The organism is Hallella sp. (assembly GCF_037460745.1).
Lineage (GTDB): Bacteria > Bacteroidota > Bacteroidia > Bacteroidales > Bacteroidaceae > Prevotella > Prevotella faecis.
Genome location: NZ_JAXVAE010000103.1, coordinates 1 through 25,917 on the forward strand (window position 1 = coordinate 1; position 25,917 = coordinate 25,917).

Here is a 25,917-nt window from a genome sequence, read left to right on the forward strand (position 1 = left end):
AACAGCAAAAAAACTTCAAGTTTTTCTTGCGTAGAAACATAGAATGCACACCCTCTTGTTGTTTTTCCTCCTTGGGCCGATGGCCGTCTGCTATCTTTTTTCTTAAGAAACATTAAAGCCCTTTTACTTTTTCGTTCCCCAATCGTCAATTTAATTATCAGACGTCAAACGTTTGATGACAATTGATTTTATAACCTTTTAAGACAAGCAACTTTATGAAAAGATCAATCAGAATGATGCTGGTTGCCCTTAGCAGCATTGTGTTGTGTAGCGCCACGGCTTGCGCCGACAACGACAAGCCCATTGATGTAAGCAATCTTCCAGCCAAGGCACAGACCACACTCACCACGCACTTCAACAAGCAAAAGGTGGTGCTCGCCACCATAGAGGCCGGCATTGTAAACAAGAGTTACGACGTGGTGTTGCAGAATGGCACCAAGCTCGAGTTTGACAAGAAGGGCAACCTCACCGAGGTGGATTGCAAGCAGGGAACCGTTCCCGCCAACCTCATCCCCCAGCCCATCCAAAGCTATTTGCAGGCCACCTACCCCGGCCAATCTGTCAAGAAGATTGAGATAGACCGAAACGAGTACGAGGTGGAGCTGGCCAACGGCTTGGACATCACCTTCAACAAGCATTTCAAGGTTATCGACATCGATTAGCCATCGGTCACGACCGATTAAACCCAAAGCGGTCATTAGAATATTATTCTGAAATCCACCTGTTTCGGTCTAATGACCGATTGGGGAAAGAAAAGGGGCGAAGCCTTTGCGATAATCCGCAAAACGCTTCGCCCCTTAGGGTTAGGGTGTGTTGATGGGCGCTACTTCATCTTCATGCCCATGGTGTACATAATGAAGCCGTAGATGTCGGCCGTCTCCTCCATCACCTTCGAGAGCGGCTTGCCACCGCCGTGGCCCGCCTTGCTGTCGATGCGGATGAGCACGGGAGCCTGACCGGCCTGGCACTCCTGCAAGCGGGCAGCAAACTTAAACGAGTGGGCGGGAACCACACGGTCGTCGTGGTCGGCTGTGCAAACCATGGTGGCAGGATACTTCACACCCTCCTTCAGCGCGTGAAGGGGCGAGTAAGCCTTCAGGTACTCGAACATCTCCTTGCTGTCGGCGCTGGTGCCATAGTCGGGCGCCCAGTTCCAGCCGATGGTGAACTTGTGGTAGCGCAACATGTCCATCACGCCCACCTCGGGAATACAAACCTTGTAGAGGTCGGGGCGCTGGGTCATGCAGGCACCCACCAACAGGCCACCGTTGCTGCCGCCCATGATGGCGAGGTGCTGGTTGTCGGTATACTTGTTGCTGATGAGCCACTCGGCTGCTGAGATGAAATCGTCGAACACGTTCTGCTTCTGCAACTTGGTTCCGGCCAGGTGCCAGTCCTCACCATACTCGCCACCACCGCGCAACACCACATAGGCGTAGACGCCGCCATTCTCGAGGAACGGAATGCGCATGGCCGAGAACGAGGGAGGATAGGTAATGTTGAAGCCGCCGTAGCCATACATCAGCACGGGGTTCTTGCCGTTGAGCTTCATGCCCTTCTTATAAGTGAGGAACATCGGGATGCGGGTGCCGTCCTTGCTGGTGTAGTAGACCATCTCGGAGGTATAGTCGCTCAGTTTGAAGCTAACCTTCGGTGCGCTCATCACCGTGCTCTTGCCCGTGGCCAAGTCATACTGGTAGGTGGTTGAGGGAACGGTGTACGAGGTGTAGCTGTAGAACAGCTCCTTGCGCTCGCGCTTGCCCGAGAAGCTGGCGCTACCCACGCCCGGCAGTTGGATGTCGCCGATCTTCTTGCCGCTGATATTATAAAGGTAAGCCTGCGAGCAGTTGTCTTTCTTATAGGTGAGCACCATCTTGTCGCCATCCACAAACGTCACGTTGTCGAGCACGGCGTCGCTCTCGGGCACCAGTTCCTTCCAATCGTTGTAGCCCGGCTTGTTGATGTCGGCCACCATCATGCGATACTTGGGAGCGCCGGCATTGGTCATCATGTAAATCTTATCGCCAATGATCTCCACAGGCGAATAGTTCTTGCTACAATCGCCCGTCATCTGTATGAACTGCGAGTTGGGCACACGTAGGTTTCGCACGTAGATGTTGATGCCTTGGTCCATTCCCGTCTCGTAAAGGAACATCATCGTCTCCTCCTCGTTCACCGACACGCTATAGAAACGCAAGGGATAGGCGGGGTTCTGGTAGAAGAGCACATCCTGGCTCTGCGGGGTTCCCATCTTGTGGTAGTAGACCTTCTGCACCTCGTTCTTGGCCGAGGTCTCCTTGCCCTTCTCGGGGGCGTCGTAGGCGCTATAGTAGAAACCGCCATCATACCAGCTCACACCAGTGAACTTAGCCCACACGATGTGGTCGGAGAGCATCTTGCCGGTGCTCACGTCCATGACGTAAATTTCCTCCCAATCGCTTCCGCTGCGTGAGATGACGTAGGCGAAATACTTGCCGTCGTTGGAGAACGAGATATCCTTCAGGGCCACCGTACCGTCGTCGCTCAACTTATTGGGGTCGAGGAACACACGCTGCGCACCGCCTAAGGCGTCCATCTGATAGAGCACGGCTTGGTTCTGCATGCCGTTGTTCTTGTAGACATACCACTTTCCGTTCTTCTCGAAAGGCGTGTAAACCTTCTCATAGTTGACCACTTGCTTCAGGCGCTTCAGATATTTGGCGCGCTGCGGCACCTTTGCCAAATAGGCGTTGGTCACCTGGTTCTCAGCCTCCACCCATGCCGCCGTGGCCGCACAAGTGTCGTCCTCCAAGGGGCGGAACGGGTCGGCCACCTTAACTCCAAAATACTCGTCGACCGTAGCGTCCTTCGGAGCCGTGGGATACTTGATCGACTGTCCATTCGCCGCCAAGGCCGAAGCCGCCAAGGCCGAAGTGATCAGAAGTGTCTTCATTTGCATATAATTATAGATTAATAAGTTGGGACAACAGTATGACGTCATCGTCTGCTTTTCCTTAGGGAACACGCGTTCAAATGGCCGAGTGCAGCCTATCTTATGCAAAGATAGTGCAAACGAGCGCCATGAGAACTTGTTCTCAAATGGCCGAGTGCAGCCTATCTTATGCAAAGATATAAAATATTACGCTTCGTCAACGTTTGCGAGGCGCAAAATTATGCACGACAACTAAAAATCTTTCGCAAAAACCACTGTGTGTGCAAACAAATGCAACAACATAACACTTTTGTAACCCAAAGGACCAATTATTACACCTATAAATAGACAGAATGACACGTTAGCATTTGGCATTTCCTAAAATATTTCGTAGATTTGCAATCTAATTTGCCAACAACAATAACAGACGACAAAAATGAAAGACTTTATCAAATCGGTTAGCGCCACCATCGTGGGTCTGCTGGCCTTCACCGTCATCGTAGGAGTCATCTGCCTCATGAGCCTCGTGGGCATGATAGCTTCATCACAGTCGACCCAACGAGTGGCCGACAACTCTGTACTCGTCATCAAGCTCGACGGAGCCCTTCAGGAGCGCGCCGAGGACAACCTATACGCCACACTCAGTGGCACCTCAACAAAGGGATTGCAAGAAACACTCGAAGCCATCACCAAAGCCAAGAACAGCGACGAGGTGAAGGGCATCTACCTCGAAGCCGGTTCCTATGGGGCCGACATGGCACAGATGCAGGAGCTACGCGACGCGCTGGCCGACTTCAAGACGGCCAAGAAATGGATTGTGGCCTACGGCGAGGAGTACTCGCTCGGCGCCTACTATGTGGCGTCGGTGGCCGACAAGATCTACCTCAACCCACAAGGCACCATATCATGGCAGGGCATGGGCGGACAGATGATGTTTGTAAAAGACGCCCTCGCCAAGATCGGCGTGAAGATGGTTCCGTTCAAATGCGGCAAGTATAAGAGCGCCACGGAGATGTTTACCGAGGACAAGATGAGCGAGCCCAGTCGCGAACAGACGGAACGCTACCTCGGCGGATGGTGGCAAACGGTGTGCCAAGCCGTGTCGAAGAGCCGCGCCATCAACGCCGACTCGCTGCAGGCGTATGCCGATCGCGTCATCTCGTTGGAAGACCCAAAGAACTTCATACGTTACAAAATGGTCGACGGACTGCTCTATAACGACCAAGTGAAGAACGTGGTGCGCAGTCGCCTCAAATTAGAAAAGACCGACGAAGTGCCGCAGGTCTCTGTGGCCGACATGACCAACGCGCCCGCCGAGAAGAAGGGCGACGAGATAGCCGTCTACTATGCCTGGGGCGACATCGTGCAGGAACGTCCCTCACAGGATGCGTTCTCCAACAGCCATCTCATCGTGGGACGCGAGATGTGCGCCGACCTCGACGACCTCGACGACGACGACAATGTGAAGGCGGTGGTTATCCGCATCAACTCGGGCGGTGGTTCGGCATACGCCTCCGAGCAGATATGGCATCAGATAGAAGCCCTGCGCACCAAGAAGCCCGTGGTGATCTCCATGGGCGGAGCGGCTGCATCGGGTGGCTATTACATCAGTGCGGCAGCCGATTACATCGTAGCCGAGCCCACTACCATCACAGGCTCCATCGGTATCTTCGGCCTGACGCTCGACCAGTCGCAACTGCTCACCGAGAAGCTCGGCCTGCGTTACGACGAGGTGAAGACCAACCGCAACGCCACCATGGGCGGCATGATGAAACCCATGACCGCCGAGCAAATGGCGCTCATGCAAGCCAGCGTAAACCGTGGCTACAAGCTCTTCAAGAGCAGAGTGGCACGTGGACGTCGCATGAACATGCAACAGGTGGAGGAGCGCGCACAAGGCCATGTGTTCCTGGGATCCGACGCCCTCAAGCTCCGTCTCGTCGATGAGTTGGGCGGACTCGATAAGGCGGTGGCCAAGGCGGCCAAACTGGCCAAGCTCGACGAGTATCACACCCTGCCCTATCCCGCTCCCGCCGACATGATGACGCAGTTGCTCAACTTCAACAATAACAAGGGCACGGCGCTCGACGAGCAGTTGCGACTGACGCTGGGCATCTTCTACGAGCCCATTCGTATGTTGCGCACCGTGCAATCGCTCGACCCCATGCAGGCTCGATGCCCATTTATCATTACCAATTTCTGAACATCACACCATGGAAGGTGACCTCATTAAAATCAACGACTGGCTGTTGCCGCTGAGTTGGCTCTACGGCGTGGGCGTGGGGGTGCGCAACCACCTCTTCGACCTCGGCGTGCTGCCTCAGCAAGAGTTCTCCATACCCGTCATCGACGTGGGAAACATCACCGTCGGCGGATCAGGCAAGACGCCACATGTGGAGTATCTTATCCGTCTGCTGCACGACAAGATGAAGGTGGGAGTGCTCTCGCGGGGCTACAAGCGAAAGAGCCGCGGCTACGTGCTTGCCGACAACGACACGCCTATGCGCACCATCGGCGACGAGCCGTTCCAAATGAAACGCAAGTTTCCCGACGTATATGTGGCGGTCGACAAGAACCGACGCGAGGGCATTCAACGGCTCACCGACGACGAGGCGACAAGCGACGTGGACGTTATTCTGCTCGACGACGCCTACCAACACCGCTACGTCAAGCCCGGCATCAACATCCTGCTGGTCGACTATCACCGACTCATCATCTACGATAAGTTGTTGCCCGCCGGCCGACTGCGTGAGCCCATGAAAGGCAAGAACCGAGCCGACATAGTGATTGTCACCAAGTGTCCGAAAGACCTGAAGCCCATGGAGTTTCGCGTGCTCACCAAGGCCCTCGACCTCTTTCCCTATCAGGCACTCTTCTTCACGCGCATCGACTACGACGAGTTGGCACCCGTCTTCCCCGAAGCGGTAAGCCTTCCCACATTATCGTCGGCCAACACGCTGTTGCTTACAGGCATCGCCTCACCCCGACAGATGGAGCTCGACCTCAAGGACCGCTGCCGATCCATCACCCCCATGTCCTTCGGCGACCACCACCAGTTCACCGAGAAAGATGCGGCGCGCATCAACCAAGCCTTCGCCAACTTGCCCGAGCCACGCCTCATCATCACCACAGAGAAAGACGCCACGCGCCTCTTGAGCACCAATGGCCTGAGCCTGGAGGTGAAGAAAGCGCTCTATGCGCTGCCCATACGCATACGGTTCATGCTCGACCAAGAAGAAAACTTCAACCACAAAATAATCAGCTATGTACACAAGAATTCAAGAAACAGCATCCTGGCTAAGAGAAAAGATGACGGCAAGCCCAAAGACAGCCATCATTCTGGGAACAGGCCTGGGACAATTAGCTTCCGAGATAACTGATACCACCGAGATACCTTACAAGGACATACCCAACTTCCCCGTGTCGACCGTTGAGGGCCACGCAGGCAAACTCATCTTCGGCAAGCTGGGAGGCAAAGACATCATGGCCATGGAGGGACGCTTCCATTTCTACGAGGGCTACTCCATGAAGGAAGTAACGTTCCCCGTGCGTGTCATGTATGAGCTCGGCATCAAGACGCTCTTTGTGAGCAACGCCGCCGGAGGCATGAACCCGGAGTTCCACATCGGCGACCTCATGGTCATCACCGACCACCTCAACCTCTTCCCCGAGCATCCGCTGCGCGGAAAGAACATTCCCACCGGGCCACGCTTCCCCGACATGCATGAGCCTTACGACCATGAGCTCATCGCCATGGCCGACCAGATTGCCGAGGAGAAAGGCATCACCTTGCGCCACGGTGTGTATGCCGGCGTACAAGGCCCCACGTTTGAAACACCCGCCGAGTACCGTATGTTCCGCATCATGGGTGGCGACGCCGTGGGCATGTCGACCGTACCGGAGGTCATCGTGGCGCGCCACTGTAGCATCCGCGTGTTCGGCGTGAGCATCATCACCGACCTCGGAGGCTTCGACAACCCTGTGGAAGTGAGCCACGAAGAGGTGCAACAGGCAGCCGCGACAGCACAGCCGAAGATGACAACCATCATGCGCGAGATCATCGCTCGCTCATAAATTACGCAAACATCAATCATGGAAATATCCAAGCTCGGAGAGTTCGGCCTCATCGACCGACTCACCAAAGACATCCAACTTAAGAACAACAGTTCTCTTTACGGAGTGGGCGACGACTGCGCCGTGATGCATTACCCCGACACAGAGGTGCTCACCACATCCGACATGCTCATGGAGGGCGTGCATTTCGACCTCACCTACGTGTCGCTCATGCAACTGGGCTATAAGGCGGCGATGGAGAACATATCCGACATCTTCGCCATGAACGGCACCCCACGCCAGATGATCGTGTCGATCGCCATCGACAAGCGCTTCAACGTGGAGGGCATGGAGCAGTTTTACACAGGCCTGAAGAAGGCCTGCGACAAGTGGAACATCGACATCGTGGGCGGCGACACCACATCATCGCTTACAGGATTGGCCATCAGCATCACCTGCATAGGCGACGCTAAGAAGGACGACATCGTGTATCGCAACGGCGCGAAAGAGACCGATCTCATTTGCGTGAGCGGCGACCTGGGTGCGGCTTACATGGGCCTGCAGTTGCTCGAACGCGAGAAAACTGTTTATTATCAGCAACTCGACGACATCAACCGCAAGATTTCCGAGGCCAAGAAAGCGGGCAACGACGCCCTCGTGAAGCACCTGCGCGAGCAGGGTGCGAAGACCGCCGACTTCCAGCCCGACTTCGCTGGGCGCGAGTATCTGCTCGAAAGGCAGTTGCAGCCCGAGGCCCGTGGCGACATCTTACAACTGTTGCGCGAAAACAACATCAAGCCCACGGCCATGATGGACATCAGCGACGGCCTGTCATCGGAGCTCCTCCATATCTGCAAGCAGAGCCAATGCGGATGCCGTGTGTACGAAAAGAACATCCCCATCGATTACCAAACAGCTGTTCAGGCCGAGGAGTTCAACATGAACGTCACCACTTGCGCCATGAACGGAGGTGAGGATTACGAGTTGCTCTTCACCGTGCCCATTGGCGACCACGACAAGCTCAACGGCTTGGAGAGCAAGGGAATCCGACAGATTGGCTACATCACCAAGCCCGAGTTGGGCACTAAGCTCATCAGCCGCGACAACCAAGAGTTTGACATCACGGCACAAGGTTGGAACCCGCTCAAAGGATAACACCCAACGATTCGCCCACAGATTTACAAGGATAGGCCATCCCGAGCATGCCCACAAAGGCCTCGGGATGGTCTCTTTACATCAAAACAAAGACACTTATGAATTGTAAACTAATCACCCTGACGATTCTTTCGGCGTTCAGCGCCCTGACCAATGCGGCCGACAAAGTAACCATTACGCTTACCAACACCTTGTCGACGCCCCGCACGGAGATGGTGGAGACGAAGCTCGCCGACGTGCAACGCAAGCTCAACGCCACCACCAACATCATCATTACCGACCCCAACGGCCAAGAGATTCCCTCGCAAGCCACCCACGACGGCAAGCTCATTTTCCAGGCTGGCGTGCCCGCCAAGGGCAAGGCCGTGTACTACGCCACAAAGGGAACCCCCCAGAAATACGCGGCGAAGGTGGCCGGCCGCCTCTTCACCGAGCGACAAGACGAGTTTGGATGGGAGAACGACAAGGTGGCTTACCGCATCTACGGTCACGGCGGAGCGGTGGGCTACGACCTGTTCAACAAGAACACCAGCGACCTGATGCTCGACTATTGGTACGCCAGCGAGCAGAACCAGGACATGCGCCGCGTGATTAAGGACCTTGGGAAGCGTGGCTACAAGGACCTTGCCGACCAGGTTTACAACGCCTATTGCTACCACATCAACCACGGAAAGGGCATGGATTGCTACACCGTAGGCCCCACATTGGGCGGTGGAGCCAATGCGCTCATGGAGGCCAACGGCAACTTGCTGATGCCGTCGTGCTACAAGAGCTATAAGATTCTCGACCAAGGCCCACTGCGATTCACCGTGGAGCTCACCTACCCTGAGCGCCAACTGAACGGCGCCAAGGTGATAGAGAAGCGCGTCATCACGCTCGACGCCGGCTCGCATTTTAACCGGGTGGCCGTCACTTACAATGGCTTGCCAAAGCCCATGACCGTTGCCGCCGGTGCCGTGGTTCACAAATCGAACCCCACGCAATATGTGCTGAACGCCCAAAGCGGCTTCATTGGCTATGAGGACCTGGGCGACGCCAGCGTGTACAACGCCAAATACCGCGAGGAGTTGGCCAAGCAGATGGGCCACATCTACATCGGATTGCTCTTCCCACAAAAGAACATCACCACCCTTTACAAGGCTCGCGAGAACGGCATTGCCATAGGCCACATCTTAGGCACGACCACCTATCATCCCAGCACATCGTTCACCTATTACTTTGGAACGGGATGGGACCAGAACACCACCACCGAGATCCACACCTTCGAGGCATGGCAAGCAGTGCTCGCCCAAGCTGCCAAGGCCGTGAGAACGCCGCTGAAGGTCAGCGTCAAATAAACGTTTCAACACCCGGGAAAGCATCCGTCGGCACCTTCGAACGGGCGCTCTCCATTTCTCATAACATTCACCCTACGGTTGCGCCAGCTAATGGAGGCCAACCGTAGGGTGACTTACTGAAAACAAAAACATCACTTCCATCACATGGATTTCAATCTGATCGGGACATGCTGGTCCCTGCTACCGCCTGTCGTAGCCATCGCCTTGGCCTTGAAGACCAAGGAAGTTTATTCGTCATTGTTCATCGGCATCATCCTCGGAGCGGCACTCTTCAGCTACTCCATGGGCACTGGGTTCGAGGGATTTCTTTCGCACCTGCTCAACGACACCGTGGGAACGGGCGACAACGCCAAGCAATACGGACTCATCCACTGTCTGGCCGACCCATGGAACGTTGGCATCCTGGTGTTCCTCGTGGTGCTGGGCGCCATCGTGTCGCTCATGAACAAGGCTGGCGGCTCGGCCGCATTCGGCCAGTGGGCGTCTAAGCACGTCAAGACGAAGCGGGGCGCACAGATCGCCACCATCCTGTTGGGAATCCTCATTTTCATCGACGACTACTTCAACTGCCTCACGGTAGGTTCCGTGATGCGGCCCATCACGCAGCGCCACGGCGTGACGAAGGAGAAATTGGCCTACCTCATCGACTCGACGGCGGCGCCCGTATGCGTCATCTCCCCCATCTCCAGTTGGGCGGCGGCCGTGTCGGGTTTCGTCACAGGCGACGAGAACGGCCTTGCGCTTTTCTGCAAAGCCATTCCCTATAACTTCTACGCCCTTTTCACCCTACTGTTTATGTTCGCCATCGTTGCCATCAACTTCGACTTCAAGTCGATGAGCAAGTACGACGCCCGCTGGCGCGAATGGTACGAGCGAACCAATGGCGGCAAGATCGATGAGGTGAGCGGCACCAAGCTCCAACTGGCCGAGCACGGTGTGGGAGCGGGCCAACCGGGAAAGACGGGCCATCGCGGAACAGTGGCCGACCTGGTGCTTCCCATCCTCATGCTCATTGTGTTCTGCACCATAGGCATGGTGTATTCGGGCGGATTCTTCCAACCCTCGAGCGACAATTACCACCATTTCGTCGACTCCTTCGCCGCCAGCAACGCCTCGGTGGGCTTGGTCATCGGCTCTCTCACGGCCCTCATCCTCTCCGTGGCGATGTTCACCGTGCGCAAGACATTGCCGTTCGACGAGGCCATGAGTAGCCTCATCAAGGGATTCGAGGCCATGGTTCCCGCCATCCTCATCCTCACCTTGGCGTGGACGCTGAAGAGCATGACCGACTCGTTGGGCGCCGCCGCCTACGTGTCCGACGTGGTGTCGAGCAGCGCCGGCCACCTGCAGATGCTGCTTCCCGCCATCATCTTCGTCGTGGCGGCGTTGCTGGCCTTCGCCACAGGCACATCATGGGGCACCTTCGGCATCCTCATCCCCATCTGCGTAGCCGTGTTCCCCGCCGCCGCCCCATTGCGCGTCATCTCCATCTCAGCCTGCATGGCAGGCGCTGTTTGTGGCGACCACATCTCGCCCATCTCCGACACCACCATCATGGCGAGCGCCGGCGCATCGTGCAAACACGTTCACCACGTATCGTCGCAATTACCTTACGCGCTGACCGTGGCCACGGTATCATTCTTCACCTTTATCGTGGCGGGCTTTGCCCAAAGCCTGGGCTTCGTGGCGGGCATCGCCGTGTCGTGGACCACGGGCCTGCTCCTGTTGGGCGCCGCCTTATGTTTCCTCAAGAAGCACAGGCGCCCCACTGCCCAAAAGTCAGCCTAACACGAATCGCATAAGCCTCTCGTTTCCCTCCTGCGTCTACAGGGAGGAAAACGAGAGGTTTTCGCATTGGGAATCAGCAAAACGAAACACGTCTTATGGCTAAATATCATCAGCTTATGAAATAAAAATAAGACAAAGTCTTGTTGTTTCGAATAAAAAGTATAACTTTACATCGTTAATAATCTATATATAGAAGCATCAACCATCATAGAATGACCTATTAGATAACTGATATGGCATACACGATCAACGAAAAATTAGATTGGATCATGATTTTCATCTTAGAATTCGGACGAAAACACGGACTAACGATGAAGCAAGCATTCAATTATCTCTATCGATACCAAGGAATGGCTTTCTTGGAAAAGCACTACGACTACGTCCATACTCAATCGTTCAAGTCGATGGTAGACGACCTAACCGATTATTGCCACAGAAAAGGAGGAGGACTGCTATGAAGCTATATCATGAAAAAAGCTTCAATTTTGCTAACGCACCCCAATCCTTGAGCTATTTGCTATTCAATTAACCCCCACTCACCCAAATCGGCATTATGGCTGATTTGGGATTTTCATTATACAACCAGAAATGGTATTTTACCCAAATCGGCCATTAGACCGGCATAAGAGAAATAGTAGGATGTTATGGTTTCTTTTCAACTCTTGTCAGCGTTTCTTTCGGCATCTTGCTTCCAGTCGCGTTTCGACATAGCCCGCTATGCCTTTGGGTGCGTCTGGCGCAACCTGCTCGAAACAAACACTAACAAGAATTGAAATCTTATGACCGATTTGGGGTTAATGACCAATTATCGCTAAAAACATGGGGGAAAATTCGGAAATGCCAATTATTATAGCTATCTTCGCAACTATTGATGATGCGCCATGACATTTCAACACAACAGGGGAACGGCGCACAATCCACAATTTGTCACACCACAAAGCTAATCATGCCATGATCGAACGAATCTTAGGATACATAGAGGATTATCAAGTTAAAAAGGCCTTTTGGGCCGCAGCCAAAAACGTGGAGCACGACGAAGCGAAGCAAGAGCTCTTCCTGCAGATTATTTTCTTTGCCAACAACGTAGCCCAACTGCAAAGCGACGCCGAGAAAATCAAGGCCTTGGCCGATGGCGGCAACCCCTACATGCAGATGGCCTACGCCCGATTGCACGATGTGTTGCAGCCTGAGAAAGACTCCAATACCATCAAGGAACACTACTACAAGATGGCCGCCAACAACGGCATCGGCGACGCCTACGCCCATTTGGCTTACATGTACCGCGACGCCGACTTAGGCGAGATCGACCCCGACGCCTACAAAAGCCTGATGGCAAAGGCGCAACAGCACCACAGTGAGCGCGCCATGGCCCAAGCGTTCCGCGACTCGCTCTATGGCGCCAACGACGTGCCTTGCCCCCCCGAGACGATCTACGAATCCGCCAAGAGCCTCTGGGAGAACAGTGCCTTTCCCCACCCCACCTATCTCATGCTGATGGGCGACGCCCTGGAGAAGATGGGCCGAAGGGACGATGCCATAAGAATGTACCAACAAGCAGCGATGAACGGTTGCAGCCAAGGCTTCTACTGGTGGGCCATAACGGCCTTCTGCAACGAGAACTATCAGGTCGAAGACCGCGAGGAGTTCATGGAGGTCATGCAGAGAGGCATCGACGTGCAAGCGGCCGACTGCTACACCATGTACGCCACGCTGCTGGAAAGCGTCGACTTCGACGCCCTGAGCCAGGAGGAACAGCAACAGGCAACCAAGACTTTGTACGACGACCTACGAATGGGGTGGATGTTGGGCGAAAGCACATGCGCCTACTTCCTCGGCACTTATTTCGAAAACGGCACCTACGGTTTCGAGCGCAATGCCGAGGAGGCATGGCTGTGGTATAGCCGAGGAGCCAACCTGCGCTGCGCCTTCGCATGGGCGGCCATGTCCCACATGGCGCTCCACGACCACACAGCCCCCGAGGGCTACGGTGAGGAACGGGGCTACGAGTGTGCCTACCGAGCCCTGGCGCTGGGCAACGACGACCTATTAGACGAGGTGATAGCTGGCTATCGCAGCGGTTTCCTCAGCCAACACACGGCCATGATCGAGAAGAAATGGCTACCTCAATATCATAACCAATTGTCGCATTTCGTCGACGACCTGCCCGACTACGACGATGACGATGATGACGACGGCTACAACGACGACCACGAGTACCAATATGACGGCGAGCCCGAGCGCGAGGTGGGCGAAGACGATTGCTCAACGGTCACTACCGACCTGATATGGCAGGCTTGCATGAACAACATCATGGGAGCGCTCGAACGTGTGCGCAACCAAGAGCGCGAATGGGAGGTGGCGGGCCTGATAAGCGCCTATCTCAACGGCGCCGACGACCTGCTGGCCATACCGCTGAGGCTCGATGATCTCTATAGCGCCAACGACAGTCTGCTCGAGATCATCAGCGACCACCCACGCCTCAAGCTCCGCCTGCTCAGGTGCCAGTTGCGTGTGTTGCGCGAGATAGAGGCCGAGGCTGACCACGAGCTGGGGCTCACCGAGGACGTGGAGCGCGATGTGCGCGAGCTGAGCCACATCATCGACCTGGCCGACGAGGGCCGCCTCAATGAGATTCCGCAGACCGGGCACCTCAAGCGCGACCCCGTGGAGTGGACGGAGCAGTGGGAAGCCGTCATCGACGAGGCCGACCGCCAAGCCTACTCCCGCCTGAAAGACGTGCCGCGAGGCATGGGCTTCTGCTTCAGCTTTTGGCATGAGCGCCAGCTGGCGTTGCATAAGCTCGGCGTAGTGTGGCGCAATCCCCATCAAATGAATCCCCGTGTAATGTTTGATTAACCATGGCTATACAACTCATTTTCAACCCAACCGACCAAGACCTCACCAGTCAATCGAAGATGTGGGGCTGTCCCGACCTGCCCGACTCGCTGCCCTACCCTGTGGCTCAATATGAGGACGAGGGCGAGACCTACGACAATCCGCTGACCTTCATCTGCCAAATTCGCTGCGAGGACATTGCCGCGCTCGACCCCGAGGGCTTGCTGCCGCATACGGGCATGCTCTATTTCTTCGGCGAGGTGGATTATTTCCTCGGGCACCGCGAGTACTACTCGCCGGGCATGGGCGAATGGAGCGACAACGATTTCCGCGTGCTCTACTCGCCAACGACCACCGATCTCCACACCCATCGCCTGGTGGACGACGAGGGCAACCCGCTCACGCGAGACGCTGAGCGCATCACCTTTGCCGCGTGCGACGACAAGGAGGCGGGCTTCAAACTGCTCGGCCATCCCTTCTTCGACGAGATCGAGGAGCAGTATCCAGGCTGGCGCTCACTCCTGCAGCTCGATTGCAACGACGATTGGAACCTCCAGTTCTACGATTGCGGCATGCTCTGCTTCCTCACCGACGACAAAACGGTAAAGTGTTACCTCCATTCCTTTTAACCCAAATCGGTCATTAGATTTCAATTCTTGTTAGTGTTTGTTTCGAGCAGGTTGCGACAGTCGCGTTGAAGGCATAGCGGGCTATGTCGAAACGCGAATGGAAGCAAGATGCCGAAAGAAACGCTGACAAGAGTTGGAAAGAAACAATAACATCCTACTATTTCACCCATTTCGGTCTAATGACCGATTGGGGGTTAACCCAAATCACTCCATGATAACTGAAATAACAACCTATTCCGACGCTTGTCTCGACGCCATCAACCGCCTGTTGCCCCAACTGTCGTCGTCGGGAAGGCAAATGACGAACAACCAACTACAGTCGATGATTGCCAACAACGACACGCATCTCTTCGTGGCCGAGGCCAACGGCACCGTGCTCGGCATGCTCAGCCTGTGCACCTACGCCACACCCACCGGCCGCAAATGGTGGGTGGAGGATGTGGTGGTCGACCAGCAGGCGCGTGGCCAACACATCGGGCGGTCATTGGTGGAGCACGCCATCCAATATGCCCGGACGCATGGCGGTGGCACCATCATGCTCACCTCACGCCCCCAGCGTGTGGCCGCCAATCAACTCTACCAGTCGTTGGGCATGCAACGAAAGCCCACCAACGTTTACCAAACGCAATGAGTGGCACCCCCAACTCGTTATTCACCACACCCCAAACCTAAACCTCTTATGACCCAACGAACCTTTGGAAAAAACATAAAGGTGTTCCTCAGCAGCACCTTTCGCGACATGGACGCCGAGCGCGACGCCATCATGAACCGAGTGTATCCCGCCGTAGCGCAACAGTTGGCCCGCCATAACATCCACGTCGACTTCATCGATCTGCGGTGGGGCGTGAGCACCAGCGATGTGGATGAGGCCGATCGCGAAAACCATGTGTTGCGCGAGTGCCTTGGAGGCATACAGAGCTCACGTCCGTTCTTCATCGGACTGCTCGGCGACCGCTACGGATGGGTGCCATCGCAAGCAAGTTGGGACGCCATCGTCGACGGCATGAGCGCCGACGAGCGCCTGTTTGTCAACACCGACACCCAACAGGCGCGCAGCGTCACCGAGTTGGAGATTCTCTTTGGTTCGCTCATGGACACCGACAATTTACACCGCAGCTTCTTCTGCTTCCGTTCGCCCGAGGCCTACCAACAGATGGGCGCCGACGAACGGGCGCGCTACTGCGAGCAGGACGAAACGGCCACACGCCGCCTCGCGCTGCTCAAGGAGAAGATCACCCGAACCTTCCATGCCCACTCGCTCGACCGCAACATCTGCCACTACAACTGCCAGTGGGACGGCACCCAGCTCACCCACCTCGACACACTCGTGCGTTTTCTCACCACGGCTTTGGTGCAGGAGATAGAGCTCTACGAGTGTGAGGACGCTACGGCCAATCCCGACAACGACTTCGAGAACATCACCAGCGTCGCGCAAGAGCGCATGGCACAAAGCAACCGCCTGTTCTGCGGCCGCGAGGATTGGTTGCAATGGCTCGAGCAATATGCCTATGGCACCCACGGCACCCCGTCCGACGCCCCCAACGGCGAGGCCGACCCATCCGCCACCAACGACAACGCCCACGCCCCCAAGCGCAGCCACGGCAAGGTGCTTCTGGTCACCGGTCCCTATGGCTTTGGCAAGACGGCCCTGTTATGCAAGTTCTACGAACAGTTGGCACAGAGCCAACACTTCATTCCCTACATCTTTTTCGCCGACCGCAAGCAAGCCAACTGTCAGGCTTCCATGCCACTCAAGTGCTGGCTGTCCGACTCGCGCACAGCCACCGAGTACCGTTGTGGCATCGACAACGATGAGGACTTCGGCCTCCTCGCCCACCTGTTGGGCAAGGCGTTGGGCACCAACGACAGGCGGAAAGTGCTGCTCATCGACGACGTGTGCCGCCTCGACAACTGCCATTTGCTGCTCGACAACCATTGGGTTCCCGCCAACACGGTGGTGATCTGCACCGCTGAGAGCGGCGAGGCCGAGGGCATTACGCTATGCGACAAGATCGCACTCTCGCCCCTCTCGCGCCAGGAGGCGCAACAGCTCATCGACAAACGATTGGCCGAGGTGGGCAAACGCCTGCAACCGGCGGTCATGGAAGCGTTGCTCAACAAGCAGGCGCGCCGCATCCATCCATCTACCATCCCCCTGTGGTCGGTCATGATGACACGCCGCCTCACCCTGCTCAACGCCTCCTATTTCGAAGCCACCCGACAGCGCCAAGAGGCCAACGAGGAGTTGAAAATCCAAAACTCGCTCATCGAAATCGTCTCCCAGGCCGCCAATTATCCCGAGCCTCTCTTCATGTCGATCCTGCAAGAGGGCGGGCATTTCGTCGACATGGCGTTTGGCATGACGACGCTGCGCATGCTCGCCGTGAGCGAATACGGCTTGCGCGAGGGCGACCTGCGCCAACTGTTGGGCAACGATTGGGACGCGCTGAAGTTTGCTGAGTTACGCCGCTACCTCGGACCGCTGCTCACGACCGACAGTGTCAGCGGCATCATCGACTTCGCCTATCCCAACTTCCGCATCGAGGTGTGCGTGCAATCGGCCGACGCCATCAGTCGCTATGTTGCGGCGCTCGCCGGCCATCTGCTCCAAACGATTGAAGACAACCCATTCGATGCGGTAGCCATTCGCGAGTTGCCCTACCTCGCCCTGAAATATCAAACCACCGACTTGCTCGACTTTGTGGTACTGAACCAGGGCATGGTGTGGCACCGACATGTGGTCTACGCCCTGTCGGACCTCACCATTAGCCAGTGGAATTTCATGGAACAGTGGCTGTCGAAAGCCGCCACACGCCACCCCGAGGCCACGGCCTTGCTCATGCTCGACGTCATGCGGCAGCTGGCCGACCGTGGTTCCTATGGTGCGGCAACGGCCATCGGGGGCGCGCTCGCCAAGGTTTACCACAACGACGAGGCCCAGACGGCGGCCTCTGGGGAAGCAAAGCCATTGGCCATAGGCAACCTCACGGCCTTCTTCGCCGTGTGCCTGTACTATCAAGGCGAACGCCCGTTGGCTGCCCAATGGGCCAACTGGTTGCTCAACGAGCATCTCCAGCAGATGGACGACGACCGCTACATGGCGCTCTTCGCATGGGCCATCTATGCGAGGGTGGCCGTATGGTGTCACAAGTGTGGCGAAGCCAACGGCAAGGTCGACGCCGACGAAGCGCATCTGATGGAGCAATGGACGCTTCATGGGCTGAGTTTCGCCCAGTGCTTGGTGCTCGATCATCACCGACTGGAGTTCCAGGGCATCCAACAAGAACTGGCGGTTGTTTTCCGACAAATGCTTCAACTGCGCGACTTCGACGGCGAGGAACCCAACCAACTGTTGCTGGCCGACGTGCTCAACGAGCAACCGTGGTTGTACCGCGCCTATTTCCAGATTGCCCCGATGAGGCGCCTCTCACACCTGATGGGGTACATAGAACGTCACGCCGCCACGGTTCTTGAGGCCGAAGCGCAACGCCTGTCGGATACCCTCCGGGAGGCTGCGCCCAACCATGTGCTCTTTGCCGACAACTGCCAAACGCCTACCGACCCGCTCTGCGAGGAGGAAGGTGAGGGCCAGGTGGTGGCCAGGGCCGATCAGCTGCTCTTCCAAGACGCCGACCCGCAGCAGTGCAGCGACGTGCTCAACAGTGCGCCGGCACTGCTCGACGACAACCGAACCGACGCCCTGGGCGTGCGGGCCCACCTCATGCACTTCTGCATGGCCCTGCCCAACAACACCATCCAGCGCGACCTCACGCCTCAGGAGATCGCAACCATCAAGCGTTTCGCCAACTATGCCAACCGCATCATTGGCGCCTATCCCAACGAAACCAACCCCGACACGCAACGTGCCATGGGCGACTTCATGCTCCTTTACACCAAGGTGGCCATGCAGCTCAAGGTCCTGCCCATGTCGCAGCTATACAGTTTCGCATTGTTTGTGTTCGGCACCGAGCGCCAACTGTTTATGCAACAGCAAGAACAGGCGTCGGTGGAACAAACGCTTCGCCTGCAGATAGCTTTCTACATGTTGTGCAGCATGGCCGAGTTTCTGTTCTCTGAGCGCACCAATGCGGGCGCATCCAGCGAAGCGTCGAACGAGGAGGAACACACCCTCAACGCGGTGCGGTTCATGAAGAGCCTGCACCTGCCAGGCGCATTGGTGGTGCAGGGCTACGCCCTCGTCTACGCTTGTCTGGCATACGTCTGTGAGCAACGGCGCGACTTGCAAAACATGATGCTCTACAACAAGCAACATGAATATGCCACCTGCGAGGCGTGGCGCCTCAACCCATCGGATCATGAGACCGCACGCCGCTACGCATCGGCCGTGGATGAGACCGGCCGACTGTTCTACATGATCTTCGGCAACTACAAGGAGGCGAAGCGGTGCTACACCAAGGCCCACGCCATGTTTAAGGAATTGTACGACAAGGACCCCGCTGGCACCATCCTGAACGACGTGTTGCTCAGCTCGTACAACATCCTTGAGATGCTCAACATCGAGAATCGCTACGACGCATTGTGCCAAAAGGCGGAGCAAACGCTCACCTTTGTGGCGGCCCACTACGCCAATCCCGACCTCGAGCTCAGCCATGTGGCCGCCATCAAGGAGCTCATGGGGCATGCGTTGGTGAGGCTGGGACGCACCGACGAGGCCCAGCGCCAGCTCAACGAGGCCAAGGCCGTGTATGCCGAGAAGCTCAGCCAAGCCCCCGACAATGAGAAGAACATGCGCGACATGGCCATCTGCATCATGCGCATCGTGGAGATGAAATTGGCCGCAAGCTGCAATGCCGACGAGGTGCTGCAACTCATCGACGAGGCGGAAAGGCTCCTCAAACGCGCCCTTGAGATAGTGCCCAACTCGCCCAAGGCCATCAAGAACTACCTCGCATTGCTCAACACGAAGGTCAAGGTGCATGTGCTCATGCGCAACTTCGAGGCCACCGACGAGGCGCTGACACTCTTCGAGCATTTCACCCTCCAGCATATCCTCGAAACGCGCGACACCTCGCTCGTGCCCCTCATGCTCGCCTATTACGACGACTTCGTCCAGGTGGCCGCACAAGCCCAATGGATGGAGATGGCCAACGCCCTGATCCAGGTGAAGCAGCACGCCGTAGACCAACTCGTTGAGCAGCGACTCATGAAGGCGAATGGGTAACCTTCCCTGTCGCTCGGCTTTGCCGCTTTCGCCACTGTGCCACCCAAGCGGAAGAGCCGAGCGACCGCGAATGAGCGCATACTCTTACGTGCGTGTTTCACGCACTCCCAATGGCGGATGATCCTGAAATCATTCGCCCTACCCCTCCGCAACCTTCGCACAACATGTTCTGTCAGATATTTTGGTGCAAAAGTTGTGCGGCGTTTTTCGTTGAATGAGCCAACGAAAACGTCGATTTTTCGTGCTATTCATCCCAAATCTGCGCCGTGCTTTCGCCGTTAGGCATCTTTCGTCTTGCGATACCTACCTAACCGCACCTCGAAAGACCACGTCACGAGGCTCGAAAGACCATGTCTCGACGCTCGGTTAGGCATGTTTCGCAGCGTGGAATATTAAATTGGGAACACCCTATTTGCCATTATTGAGATAACCCATTAGTTATCAGTTTGTTACACAACAACACTGAGAATCGCGCATTTCCGTCCAATCGTTCGGTCGTCGACAAAAACAATGTAGATTTCAATATAGATTGTTACGAAAAATGTCACTCGCAGCAAGTATAAGGGTACGGGGGCAGGAGAAATCCAGAAGAACAGAATGTAAGGAATAGTCTTCCTTGAGGTTTCATAAAATAAAATATCGGTCAAGCAAAGGCAAACCAATGAATGATTGCTCTTTGCTTGACCGATATTTGTATATTCTATATATATTATATCTTGTTATCCTGATATTTGGAACATTTGGTATAACGAATTTGGAACATTTGGTATAACGAATTTGGGACATTTGGTATAACGAATTTGGGACATTTGGTATAATAATATTTTTAAACCATTCATTTTCAATGGATTTTTAGACACCACAAAAATGAAAGCGCCATTCTTTCTGATGATTCTTACTGGTACAACAAAGTATGCTATACGACGTGAGGATGGGGTGTATGTAATTCCTATAGGATGTTTAAAAGACTGATTATCTTATTATTAGTGTCACACGCGTGAGGTATCCACTTCATTCACTGTTCTCTCCTTGTAGCCACCAAACTTATAGACAACTGCATAGGTGACATATCAATCCTACATGCAAACGATTGTTTTTTCTATCACCTTTATGCCCTATTCCTTATATTATTTGTACCTTTGCACCCAATTAGCATGAAAGCGCTGTCTGATGGCAGCGCAAAAGAGATTGCTTACAGGACAACAAAACCAACAACGACATTATGGTCAGACAATGTTTCATCCTCTTCGGATGCATGGCGCTGGGTGAGTTGGTGACCAAACTCACAGGCGTAAAACTACCTTCGAGCATCATCGGTATGCTGTTGCTTACCCTGCTGTTGAAGCTCAAGGTCATCAAACTGGAATGGGTAAGGGGCCTTACCGATTTTCTGATAGCCAACCTCGGTTTCTTCTTTGTGCCGCCTGGGGTGGCGTTGATGCTCCATTTCAACCTCATCAAGGCGGAGCTGGTGCCCATCGTTGGTGCCACCGTGGTAAGCACAGCCCTGGTGTTGCTCGTCACCGGACAGACCCATCAGGTGGTGGCCAAGGGCGAGAAGAAGATAACCCATAAGATTAAGGACAAGATAGCCGACAAACACAACCATCATGATTAAGGACATTCTGACCAACCAATACTTTCTGCTTGCGCTTACCTTCGGCATTTACCAAGGGTGCAAGATGCTGCAACGCAAGACGGGATCGATCCTTCTGAACCCCATCTTGTTAGCCATCGGACTCATCATCTTGTTTCTCACGGCGTGCCACATTCCCTACGACACCTATCACGAGAGCGCCAAGCTCATCGATTTCTGGTTGAAACCCGCCGTGGTGGCTTTGGGTGTGCCGCTTTATTTGCAGTTGTCGCAGATCAAGAAAGAAATCGTTCCGATCCTGGCCTCGCAGATGATGGGCTGCATGGTGGGCATCGTGAGTGTGGTGGTCACGGCCCGCCTGCTGGGCGCTTCCGACGCCGTCGTGGCGTCGCTGGCCAGCAAGTCGGTCACCACGCCGATCGCCATGGAGGTGTCGCAGGCACTGGGCGGCATACCGTCGCTCACGGCAGCCATCGTGGTGATCACCGGACTGATCGGTGGTGTGGCCGGATTCAAGATCATGTCGGTGGGCCACATCCACAATCCTGCCGCCAAGGGCCTGTCGATCGGTGCCGCCTCGCATGCCGTGGGCACCTCGGTGGCCATGGAGCGCGACGAGTTTGTGGGCGCCTACGCCAGTTTGGGCCTCACCCTCAACGGCATTTTCACCGCCCTGCTCACGCCCACCGTGGTGGCGTGGTTGTAACGATCAGCACACGTAGCCTACCTGTTTCGCCATTCGCCTCATGTCTTCGATGATGGAGCGAATGGCGTTTTTCATTTCCTCATCTGCCAATTCGTTGATATGTTCGGGCGACAACGCCTGCAACTGCGGCACACACTGGGCGCCAATCAGCGTCAACACAGGCAACGCCTTGTGACCCACGTGGGCGGCTTGCTTGCGGTTGAGCGTGGCCAGGGCCTCCTCCAGGATGCCGAGATAGGCATCCAACTCGTGCCTAAAACTTCCCAATATCTCGCGCTCGGCTTCCTCGTCGCCCGAGGCGAAGGCCGTGAGGGGCGAGAGGTCGTAGGACGGGGATGACGGCTTCGCGGCCTGCTGTAAGTCGGTGGGAATAGGAACATTCAGTTCCTTGGCCAACTGCTCCATCCTAATGGGCTTGAACAGGCAAGCGTCGAACCCCGCCTCCTTAAGTCGAGGCATGATGCTGGCGTCGTGGGCGGTCATGGCAATGAGGCGCATGCCGGGCTTCCGGCCAATGAGACGCGCCACCTGCATGCCGTTCATCTCGGGCATCTCGATGTCGATGAGACACACGGCGGGTGGCGCCTGGCGTATCTGCTGAATGGCCTCAGCCACATAGCGATAAGCGGTGACGCGCCAACCGGTGGGCGACAAGCGGCCCACCATTTCGGCCACCAACTGCCGTTGCAGCTTGTCGTCGTCGAGGATGAGAAGGTGTGAAGGAACGGCGGGCGTGTCCTTGGCATGGCTGTCGGGCAACGACGAACCGGCCGACGGCACACTGGGGGACACGGAAGGCGCATCGCCATGGGCCACAGGCTCTATGGGGAGCGTCAGTCGGAAGGTGGTGCCCTTGCCCTTTTGCGATGTCACATGAATGTCGCCATGGAGCAAGGAGGTCAGTTCCTTCACGATGGAGAGGCCCAGTCCCACACCCTCAATGCCCTGCGCCTCGGTGAGCCGGGCGAAGGCGTTAAACACCCGGCGCGTCTCCTCCTCAGTCATGCCCAACCCCGTGTCGGTCACCGAGATAGTGAGGCGATCGCTGCTTGTGGCCGCCTTGATGGTGATGCTGCCCTCGGCGGTGTACTTAAAGGCGTTGCTCACCAGATTGTCAACGATCTGCTTGATGCGGAAGGCGTCGCCACGCAACCACTCCTGGGTGCATCCCTCCACGTGGCACACCACCCGCAGGCCCTTGGCCTCGGCTTGCGGGCGTATGCTGTCGGCACATTCGCTCACAAGGCGGGCTGCGCTAAAGGTCACGAGATGCGTCTCCACGTTGCCACTCTCCAGCCGATGGTAATCGAGCAGGGCGGTGACGAGGTGGAGCAGATGGGTGGCCGACTGACCGATGTTTTGCACATAGGAGGCCGCCTTGGCATCGCCACGCATGCGCTCGTCAAGCAGTTGGATGAATCCTGAGATCGAGGCGGCGGGCGCCTTGATGTCGTGGGTGATGGTGAGCATCAGTCGTTCGCGCTGCGCCATGAGCCGTTCGGTTTCGTCCTTGGCCGCCTTGAGCCTTTGGCGGTCGCGCTGCTCGCGTTTCACATCGCGCCAAACGAAGTAGACCAGCACCAAGGCCGACAGGAGCGACACCAACGCCAGCAGCACTATCTTGGCCATGACGGCGTGTCGCGCCTCTATGTCGTGCTCAAACGCTGCCTCCTTGGCGTTGTGCTCATCGCTGCGAATGTCGCGCAGCAATTGTTCGGTTTGGTCGGCTATCTGTATGCTCACAAGCTGCTGTTGGCGTTCGCGCGCCGCCAGTCTCTGGCGGCGCTGCCGCTTCTGCAGGTCGTCTTTCTGGGCTATGTCAGAAAGCACATTGGCCACATCGTGCGCTATATCGATGCTCTGTTTGGTAGTGTCGTTCTCCTGGGTGTGGTTGTGCTTCACGCTCACCGTGTCGGCATGTTGTCGCTTGAAGGCGTCGGCCAGTCGGGCGAAGAATCCCTTTCGGCTCTTCACCACCTCGTAAACCGTCACCTTGTTGTCTTTCACCTCTGCCGCCTTGGGATGGATCATCACCGAGTCGGCTCCCTTGTGCAAACTGTTCACCTTTTCGGCCAGGAAGCGGTTGCCCTCGTTTTGGGCCATGAGTCGCATGATGAGGAGCGTGTTCTCGCGTTTCATGCGCAGCAGGAGTTGTAGCGAATCGATCTTCTGGTCTTGCGTAGAGTCGGCAAGCACCTCTTGCAATCGCTCGGAAAGGGCTATGGTGCGGTGAAGCGAGCGGTCGAAATCGTCCCACTGGTCGGTGTCGCCCAAACTGATGGCGCGCTCCTTATTGTTCATCTGCATGAAACTATACACCAAACTGTCGATGACGTCGCGCCGTTGCATAAACGCCCGTTCGGTTTGGTTAATGCGCATGAAGGTTCGCGTATTGGCATAGACCATCCATGCGGCCATGGTGAAGATGGCGATGATAATGGCATAGCCTATGGCCACCTTGATGGGAACACTCGTTTTCATGATGCTATGATTGTTTCTGCAAAATTACGCCAATTCATTCGTTTGGGCAAACATTGAAATGAAAAAACCCCGCTACGAACCATCGCAGACGGGGCCTCTGAAACCTGAATCAACTTTTTAACTTACTTAACTATCACCTATTTTAATCCAAATCAGTCGTTAGATTTCAATTCTTGTTAGTGTTTGTTTCGAGCAGGTTGCTACATGAGCGTTGAAGGCATAGCGGGCTATGGCGAAACGCGAATGGAAGCAAGATGCCGAAAGAAACGCTGACAAGGGTTGAAAAGAAACCAAACATCACTGTCTTCTCAGATTTTTCGGTCTTATGACCGATTTGGACTGAGTCTACGTAGGGACTTAATCATGCTTTCTCAAATCTTCATTGTGTGTATTAGGCCACGTTGGTCGAGTCGGCTACCGGCTTGGCGGTGCTGTCGGCAGGGGCAGCCGGTGTAGCGGGGGTGGCGGGCTCCTCAGGAGTGGCGGGCGTCACCACCGTGTCGGCGGGGGCCGTGGGGGCTACGGCCATGCTGGCCTCGGGTGTGGCAGGACCTACGGGCTGGGCCGCGCTGTCGGAAGGAGCAGCGGTGCTATCGGCGGGAATAGCGGGGGCTACAACGGTGGTGTCGACCGTGTCGTTCACCTGCGCCATGCCGGTGTTGCCCATCTGGGCGCTACCGTTAGCGAAAACGTTGCTCACTGAAACCATCACAAATGCAGCTGCTACTGCGAAAAATATCTTTTTCATAATCGTTCTGTTTTAATTGTTATATGGATGTTGTTGGGTGTAGGGGGGTAGGGAATCTTACTGGGCTACGCTCGTTGAGTCGACGGCCGGCTTGGCGGTGCTGTCGGCAGGGGCAGCCGGTGTAGCGGGGGTGGCGGGCTCCTCAGGAGTGGCGGGCGTCACCACCGTGTCGGCGGGGGCCGTGGGGGCTACGGCCATGCTGGCCTCGGGTGTGGCAGGACCTACGGGCTGGGCCGCGCTGTCGGAAGGAGCAGCGGTGCTATCGGCGGGAATAGCGGGGGCTACAACGGTGGTGTCGACCGTGTCGTTCACCTGCGCCATGCCGGTGTTGCCCATCTGGGCGCTACCGTTAGCGAAAACGTTGCTCACTGAAACCATCACAAATGCAGCTGCTACTGCGAAAAACATCTTTTTCATAATCGTTATTTTTTAATTGTTTTATAGTACTGATGCGATAAAATCGCATAGTTATTAAAATTCATCAAATAAAGTGAG

Annotated in this window: 18 protein-coding genes; 14 read left to right on the forward strand and 4 right to left on the reverse strand. The window is 55.9% G+C overall.

Annotated features, from left to right (window positions below; translation table 11 throughout):
* Positions 1 to 215 precede the first annotated feature (215 nt).
* Positions 216 to 662, forward strand: coding sequence for a PepSY-like domain-containing protein (locus WKK33_RS06530; protein WP_337469734.1), 447 nt, complete (start codon positions 216 to 218; stop codon positions 660 to 662).
* Between the two features lie 161 nt (positions 663 to 823).
* Here WKK33_RS06530 and WKK33_RS06535 read toward each other — a convergent pair whose 3' ends face one another.
* Positions 824 to 2,932, reverse strand: a complete 2,109-nt coding sequence (locus WKK33_RS06535; protein ID WP_337933010.1) for a prolyl oligopeptidase family serine peptidase — start codon at positions 2,930 to 2,932, stop codon at positions 824 to 826.
* Positions 2,933 to 3,347: 415 nt separating this feature from the next.
* Here WKK33_RS06535 and sppA point away from each other — a divergent pair, with 415 nt between their 5' ends.
* From sppA to WKK33_RS06600, 13 genes are all read left to right on the forward strand, one after another.
* Positions 3,348 to 5,114, forward strand: coding sequence for a signal peptide peptidase SppA (gene sppA / locus WKK33_RS06540; protein WP_337933012.1), 1,767 nt, complete (start codon positions 3,348 to 3,350; stop codon positions 5,112 to 5,114).
* Positions 5,115 to 5,124: 10 nt separating this feature from the next.
* Positions 5,125 to 6,291, forward strand: coding sequence for a tetraacyldisaccharide 4'-kinase (gene lpxK / locus WKK33_RS06545; protein ID WP_337568351.1), 1,167 nt, complete (start codon positions 5,125 to 5,127; stop codon positions 6,289 to 6,291).
* Positions 6,221 to 6,985, forward strand: a complete 765-nt coding sequence (locus WKK33_RS06550; protein WP_337568579.1) for a purine-nucleoside phosphorylase — start codon at positions 6,221 to 6,223, stop codon at positions 6,983 to 6,985. The genes lpxK and WKK33_RS06550 overlap by 71 nt, the downstream gene beginning before the upstream one ends.
* Positions 6,986 to 7,003: 18 nt before the next feature.
* Entirely contained in the window at positions 7,004 to 8,119 is a 1,116-nt protein-coding gene (gene thiL / locus WKK33_RS06555) for a thiamine-phosphate kinase (RefSeq protein ID WP_215759520.1), read from the forward strand.
* 98 nt (positions 8,120 to 8,217) lie between these two features.
* Positions 8,218 to 9,456 (forward strand): DUF4861 domain-containing protein, encoded by a 1,239-nt coding sequence (locus tag WKK33_RS06560; protein ID WP_337933014.1) that lies wholly within the window; start codon positions 8,218 to 8,220, stop codon positions 9,454 to 9,456.
* Positions 9,457 to 9,600: 144 nt separating this feature from the next.
* Positions 9,601 to 11,244, forward strand: a complete 1,644-nt coding sequence (locus WKK33_RS06565) for a Na+/H+ antiporter NhaC family protein (protein ID WP_337933016.1) — start codon at positions 9,601 to 9,603, stop codon at positions 11,242 to 11,244.
* A 269-nt stretch (positions 11,245 to 11,513) separates the two neighbouring features.
* Positions 11,514 to 11,702, forward strand: a complete 189-nt coding sequence (locus tag WKK33_RS06570; RefSeq protein WP_309438865.1) for a DUF3791 domain-containing protein — start codon at positions 11,514 to 11,516, stop codon at positions 11,700 to 11,702.
* Between the two features lie 493 nt (positions 11,703 to 12,195).
* Positions 12,196 to 14,100, forward strand: coding sequence for a hypothetical protein (locus tag WKK33_RS06575; protein WP_337933018.1), 1,905 nt, complete (start codon positions 12,196 to 12,198; stop codon positions 14,098 to 14,100).
* A gap of 2 nt (positions 14,101 to 14,102) precedes the next feature.
* On the forward strand, positions 14,103 to 14,708 hold the full coding sequence (locus WKK33_RS06580; RefSeq protein ID WP_215759524.1) for a YwqG family protein: 606 nt from the start codon (positions 14,103 to 14,105) through the stop codon (positions 14,706 to 14,708).
* Positions 14,709 to 14,919: 211 nt separating this feature from the next.
* Positions 14,920 to 15,339: a GNAT family N-acetyltransferase gene (locus WKK33_RS06585; protein ID WP_337933020.1), complete on the forward strand. Its 420-nt coding sequence runs from the start codon at positions 14,920 to 14,922 to the stop codon at positions 15,337 to 15,339.
* Between the two features lie 48 nt (positions 15,340 to 15,387).
* Complete coding sequence (locus WKK33_RS06590) at positions 15,388 to 19,890, forward strand: DUF4062 domain-containing protein (protein WP_337933021.1); 4,503 nt, start codon at positions 15,388 to 15,390, stop codon at positions 19,888 to 19,890.
* Between the two features lie 1,222 nt (positions 19,891 to 21,112).
* The gene (locus WKK33_RS06595; protein WP_215760818.1) at positions 21,113 to 21,508 is read left to right on the forward strand and encodes a CidA/LrgA family protein; all 396 of its coding nucleotides are present in this window, start codon (positions 21,113 to 21,115) and stop codon (positions 21,506 to 21,508) included.
* Complete coding sequence (locus WKK33_RS06600) at positions 21,501 to 22,193, forward strand: LrgB family protein (RefSeq protein ID WP_337933022.1); 693 nt, start codon at positions 21,501 to 21,503, stop codon at positions 22,191 to 22,193. The genes WKK33_RS06595 and WKK33_RS06600 overlap by 8 nt, the downstream gene beginning before the upstream one ends.
* 3 nt (positions 22,194 to 22,196) lie before the next feature.
* Here WKK33_RS06600 and WKK33_RS06605 read toward each other — a convergent pair whose 3' ends face one another.
* The 3 genes from WKK33_RS06605 to WKK33_RS06615 all read right to left on the reverse strand — a co-directional run bounded on the left by WKK33_RS06605 (position 22,197) and on the right by WKK33_RS06615 (position 25,839).
* On the reverse strand, positions 22,197 to 24,674 hold the full coding sequence (locus WKK33_RS06605) for a hybrid sensor histidine kinase/response regulator (protein ID WP_337933024.1): 2,478 nt from the start codon (positions 24,672 to 24,674) through the stop codon (positions 22,197 to 22,199).
* 391 nt (positions 24,675 to 25,065) lie between these two features.
* Positions 25,066 to 25,422 (reverse strand): hypothetical protein, encoded by a 357-nt coding sequence (locus WKK33_RS06610; protein WP_337933026.1) that lies wholly within the window; start codon positions 25,420 to 25,422, stop codon positions 25,066 to 25,068.
* Between the two features lie 57 nt (positions 25,423 to 25,479).
* A complete protein-coding gene (locus tag WKK33_RS06615) occupies positions 25,480 to 25,839 on the reverse strand; it encodes a hypothetical protein (protein WP_337933027.1) in 360 nt (119 codons plus the stop codon).
* Positions 25,840 to 25,917 lie beyond the last annotated feature (78 nt).

Excerpts from the sequence above, each read along its gene's own strand:
- WKK33_RS06570 (WP_309438865.1), top strand. The coding sequence starts at position 11,514 with ATGATTTTCATCTTAGAATTCGGACGAAAACACGGACTAACGATGAAG.
- WKK33_RS06590 (WP_337933021.1), top strand. The coding sequence starts at position 15,388 with ATGACCCAACGAACCTTTGGAAAAAACATAAAGGTGTTCCTCAGCAGC.
- thiL (WP_215759520.1), top strand. The coding sequence starts at position 7,004 with ATGGAAATATCCAAGCTCGGAGAGTTCGGCCTCATCGACCGACTCACC.
- WKK33_RS06600 (WP_337933022.1), top strand. The coding sequence starts at position 21,501 with ATGATTAAGGACATTCTGACCAACCAATACTTTCTGCTTGCGCTTACC.
- WKK33_RS06565 (WP_337933016.1), top strand. The coding sequence starts at position 9,601 with ATGGATTTCAATCTGATCGGGACATGCTGGTCCCTGCTACCGCCTGTC.
- WKK33_RS06605 (WP_337933024.1), bottom strand. The coding sequence starts at position 24,674 with ATGAAAACGAGTGTTCCCATCAAGGTGGCCATAGGCTATGCCATTATC.
- WKK33_RS06575 (WP_337933018.1), top strand. The coding sequence starts at position 12,196 with ATGATCGAACGAATCTTAGGATACATAGAGGATTATCAAGTTAAAAAG.
- WKK33_RS06580 (WP_215759524.1), top strand. The coding sequence starts at position 14,103 with ATGGCTATACAACTCATTTTCAACCCAACCGACCAAGACCTCACCAGT.
- lpxK (WP_337568351.1), top strand. The coding sequence starts at position 5,125 with ATGGAAGGTGACCTCATTAAAATCAACGACTGGCTGTTGCCGCTGAGT.
- sppA (WP_337933012.1), top strand. The coding sequence starts at position 3,348 with ATGAAAGACTTTATCAAATCGGTTAGCGCCACCATCGTGGGTCTGCTG.
- WKK33_RS06560 (WP_337933014.1), top strand. The coding sequence starts at position 8,218 with ATGAATTGTAAACTAATCACCCTGACGATTCTTTCGGCGTTCAGCGCC.
- WKK33_RS06585 (WP_337933020.1), top strand. The coding sequence starts at position 14,920 with ATGATAACTGAAATAACAACCTATTCCGACGCTTGTCTCGACGCCATC.
- WKK33_RS06610 (WP_337933026.1), bottom strand. The coding sequence starts at position 25,422 with ATGAAAAAGATATTTTTCGCAGTAGCAGCTGCATTTGTGATGGTTTCA.
- WKK33_RS06550 (WP_337568579.1), top strand. The coding sequence starts at position 6,221 with ATGACGGCAAGCCCAAAGACAGCCATCATTCTGGGAACAGGCCTGGGA.
- WKK33_RS06615 (WP_337933027.1), bottom strand. The coding sequence starts at position 25,839 with ATGAAAAAGATGTTTTTCGCAGTAGCAGCTGCATTTGTGATGGTTTCA.
- WKK33_RS06535 (WP_337933010.1), bottom strand. The coding sequence starts at position 2,932 with ATGAAGACACTTCTGATCACTTCGGCCTTGGCGGCTTCGGCCTTGGCG.
- WKK33_RS06595 (WP_215760818.1), top strand. The coding sequence starts at position 21,113 with ATGGTCAGACAATGTTTCATCCTCTTCGGATGCATGGCGCTGGGTGAG.
- WKK33_RS06530 (WP_337469734.1), top strand. The coding sequence starts at position 216 with ATGAAAAGATCAATCAGAATGATGCTGGTTGCCCTTAGCAGCATTGTG.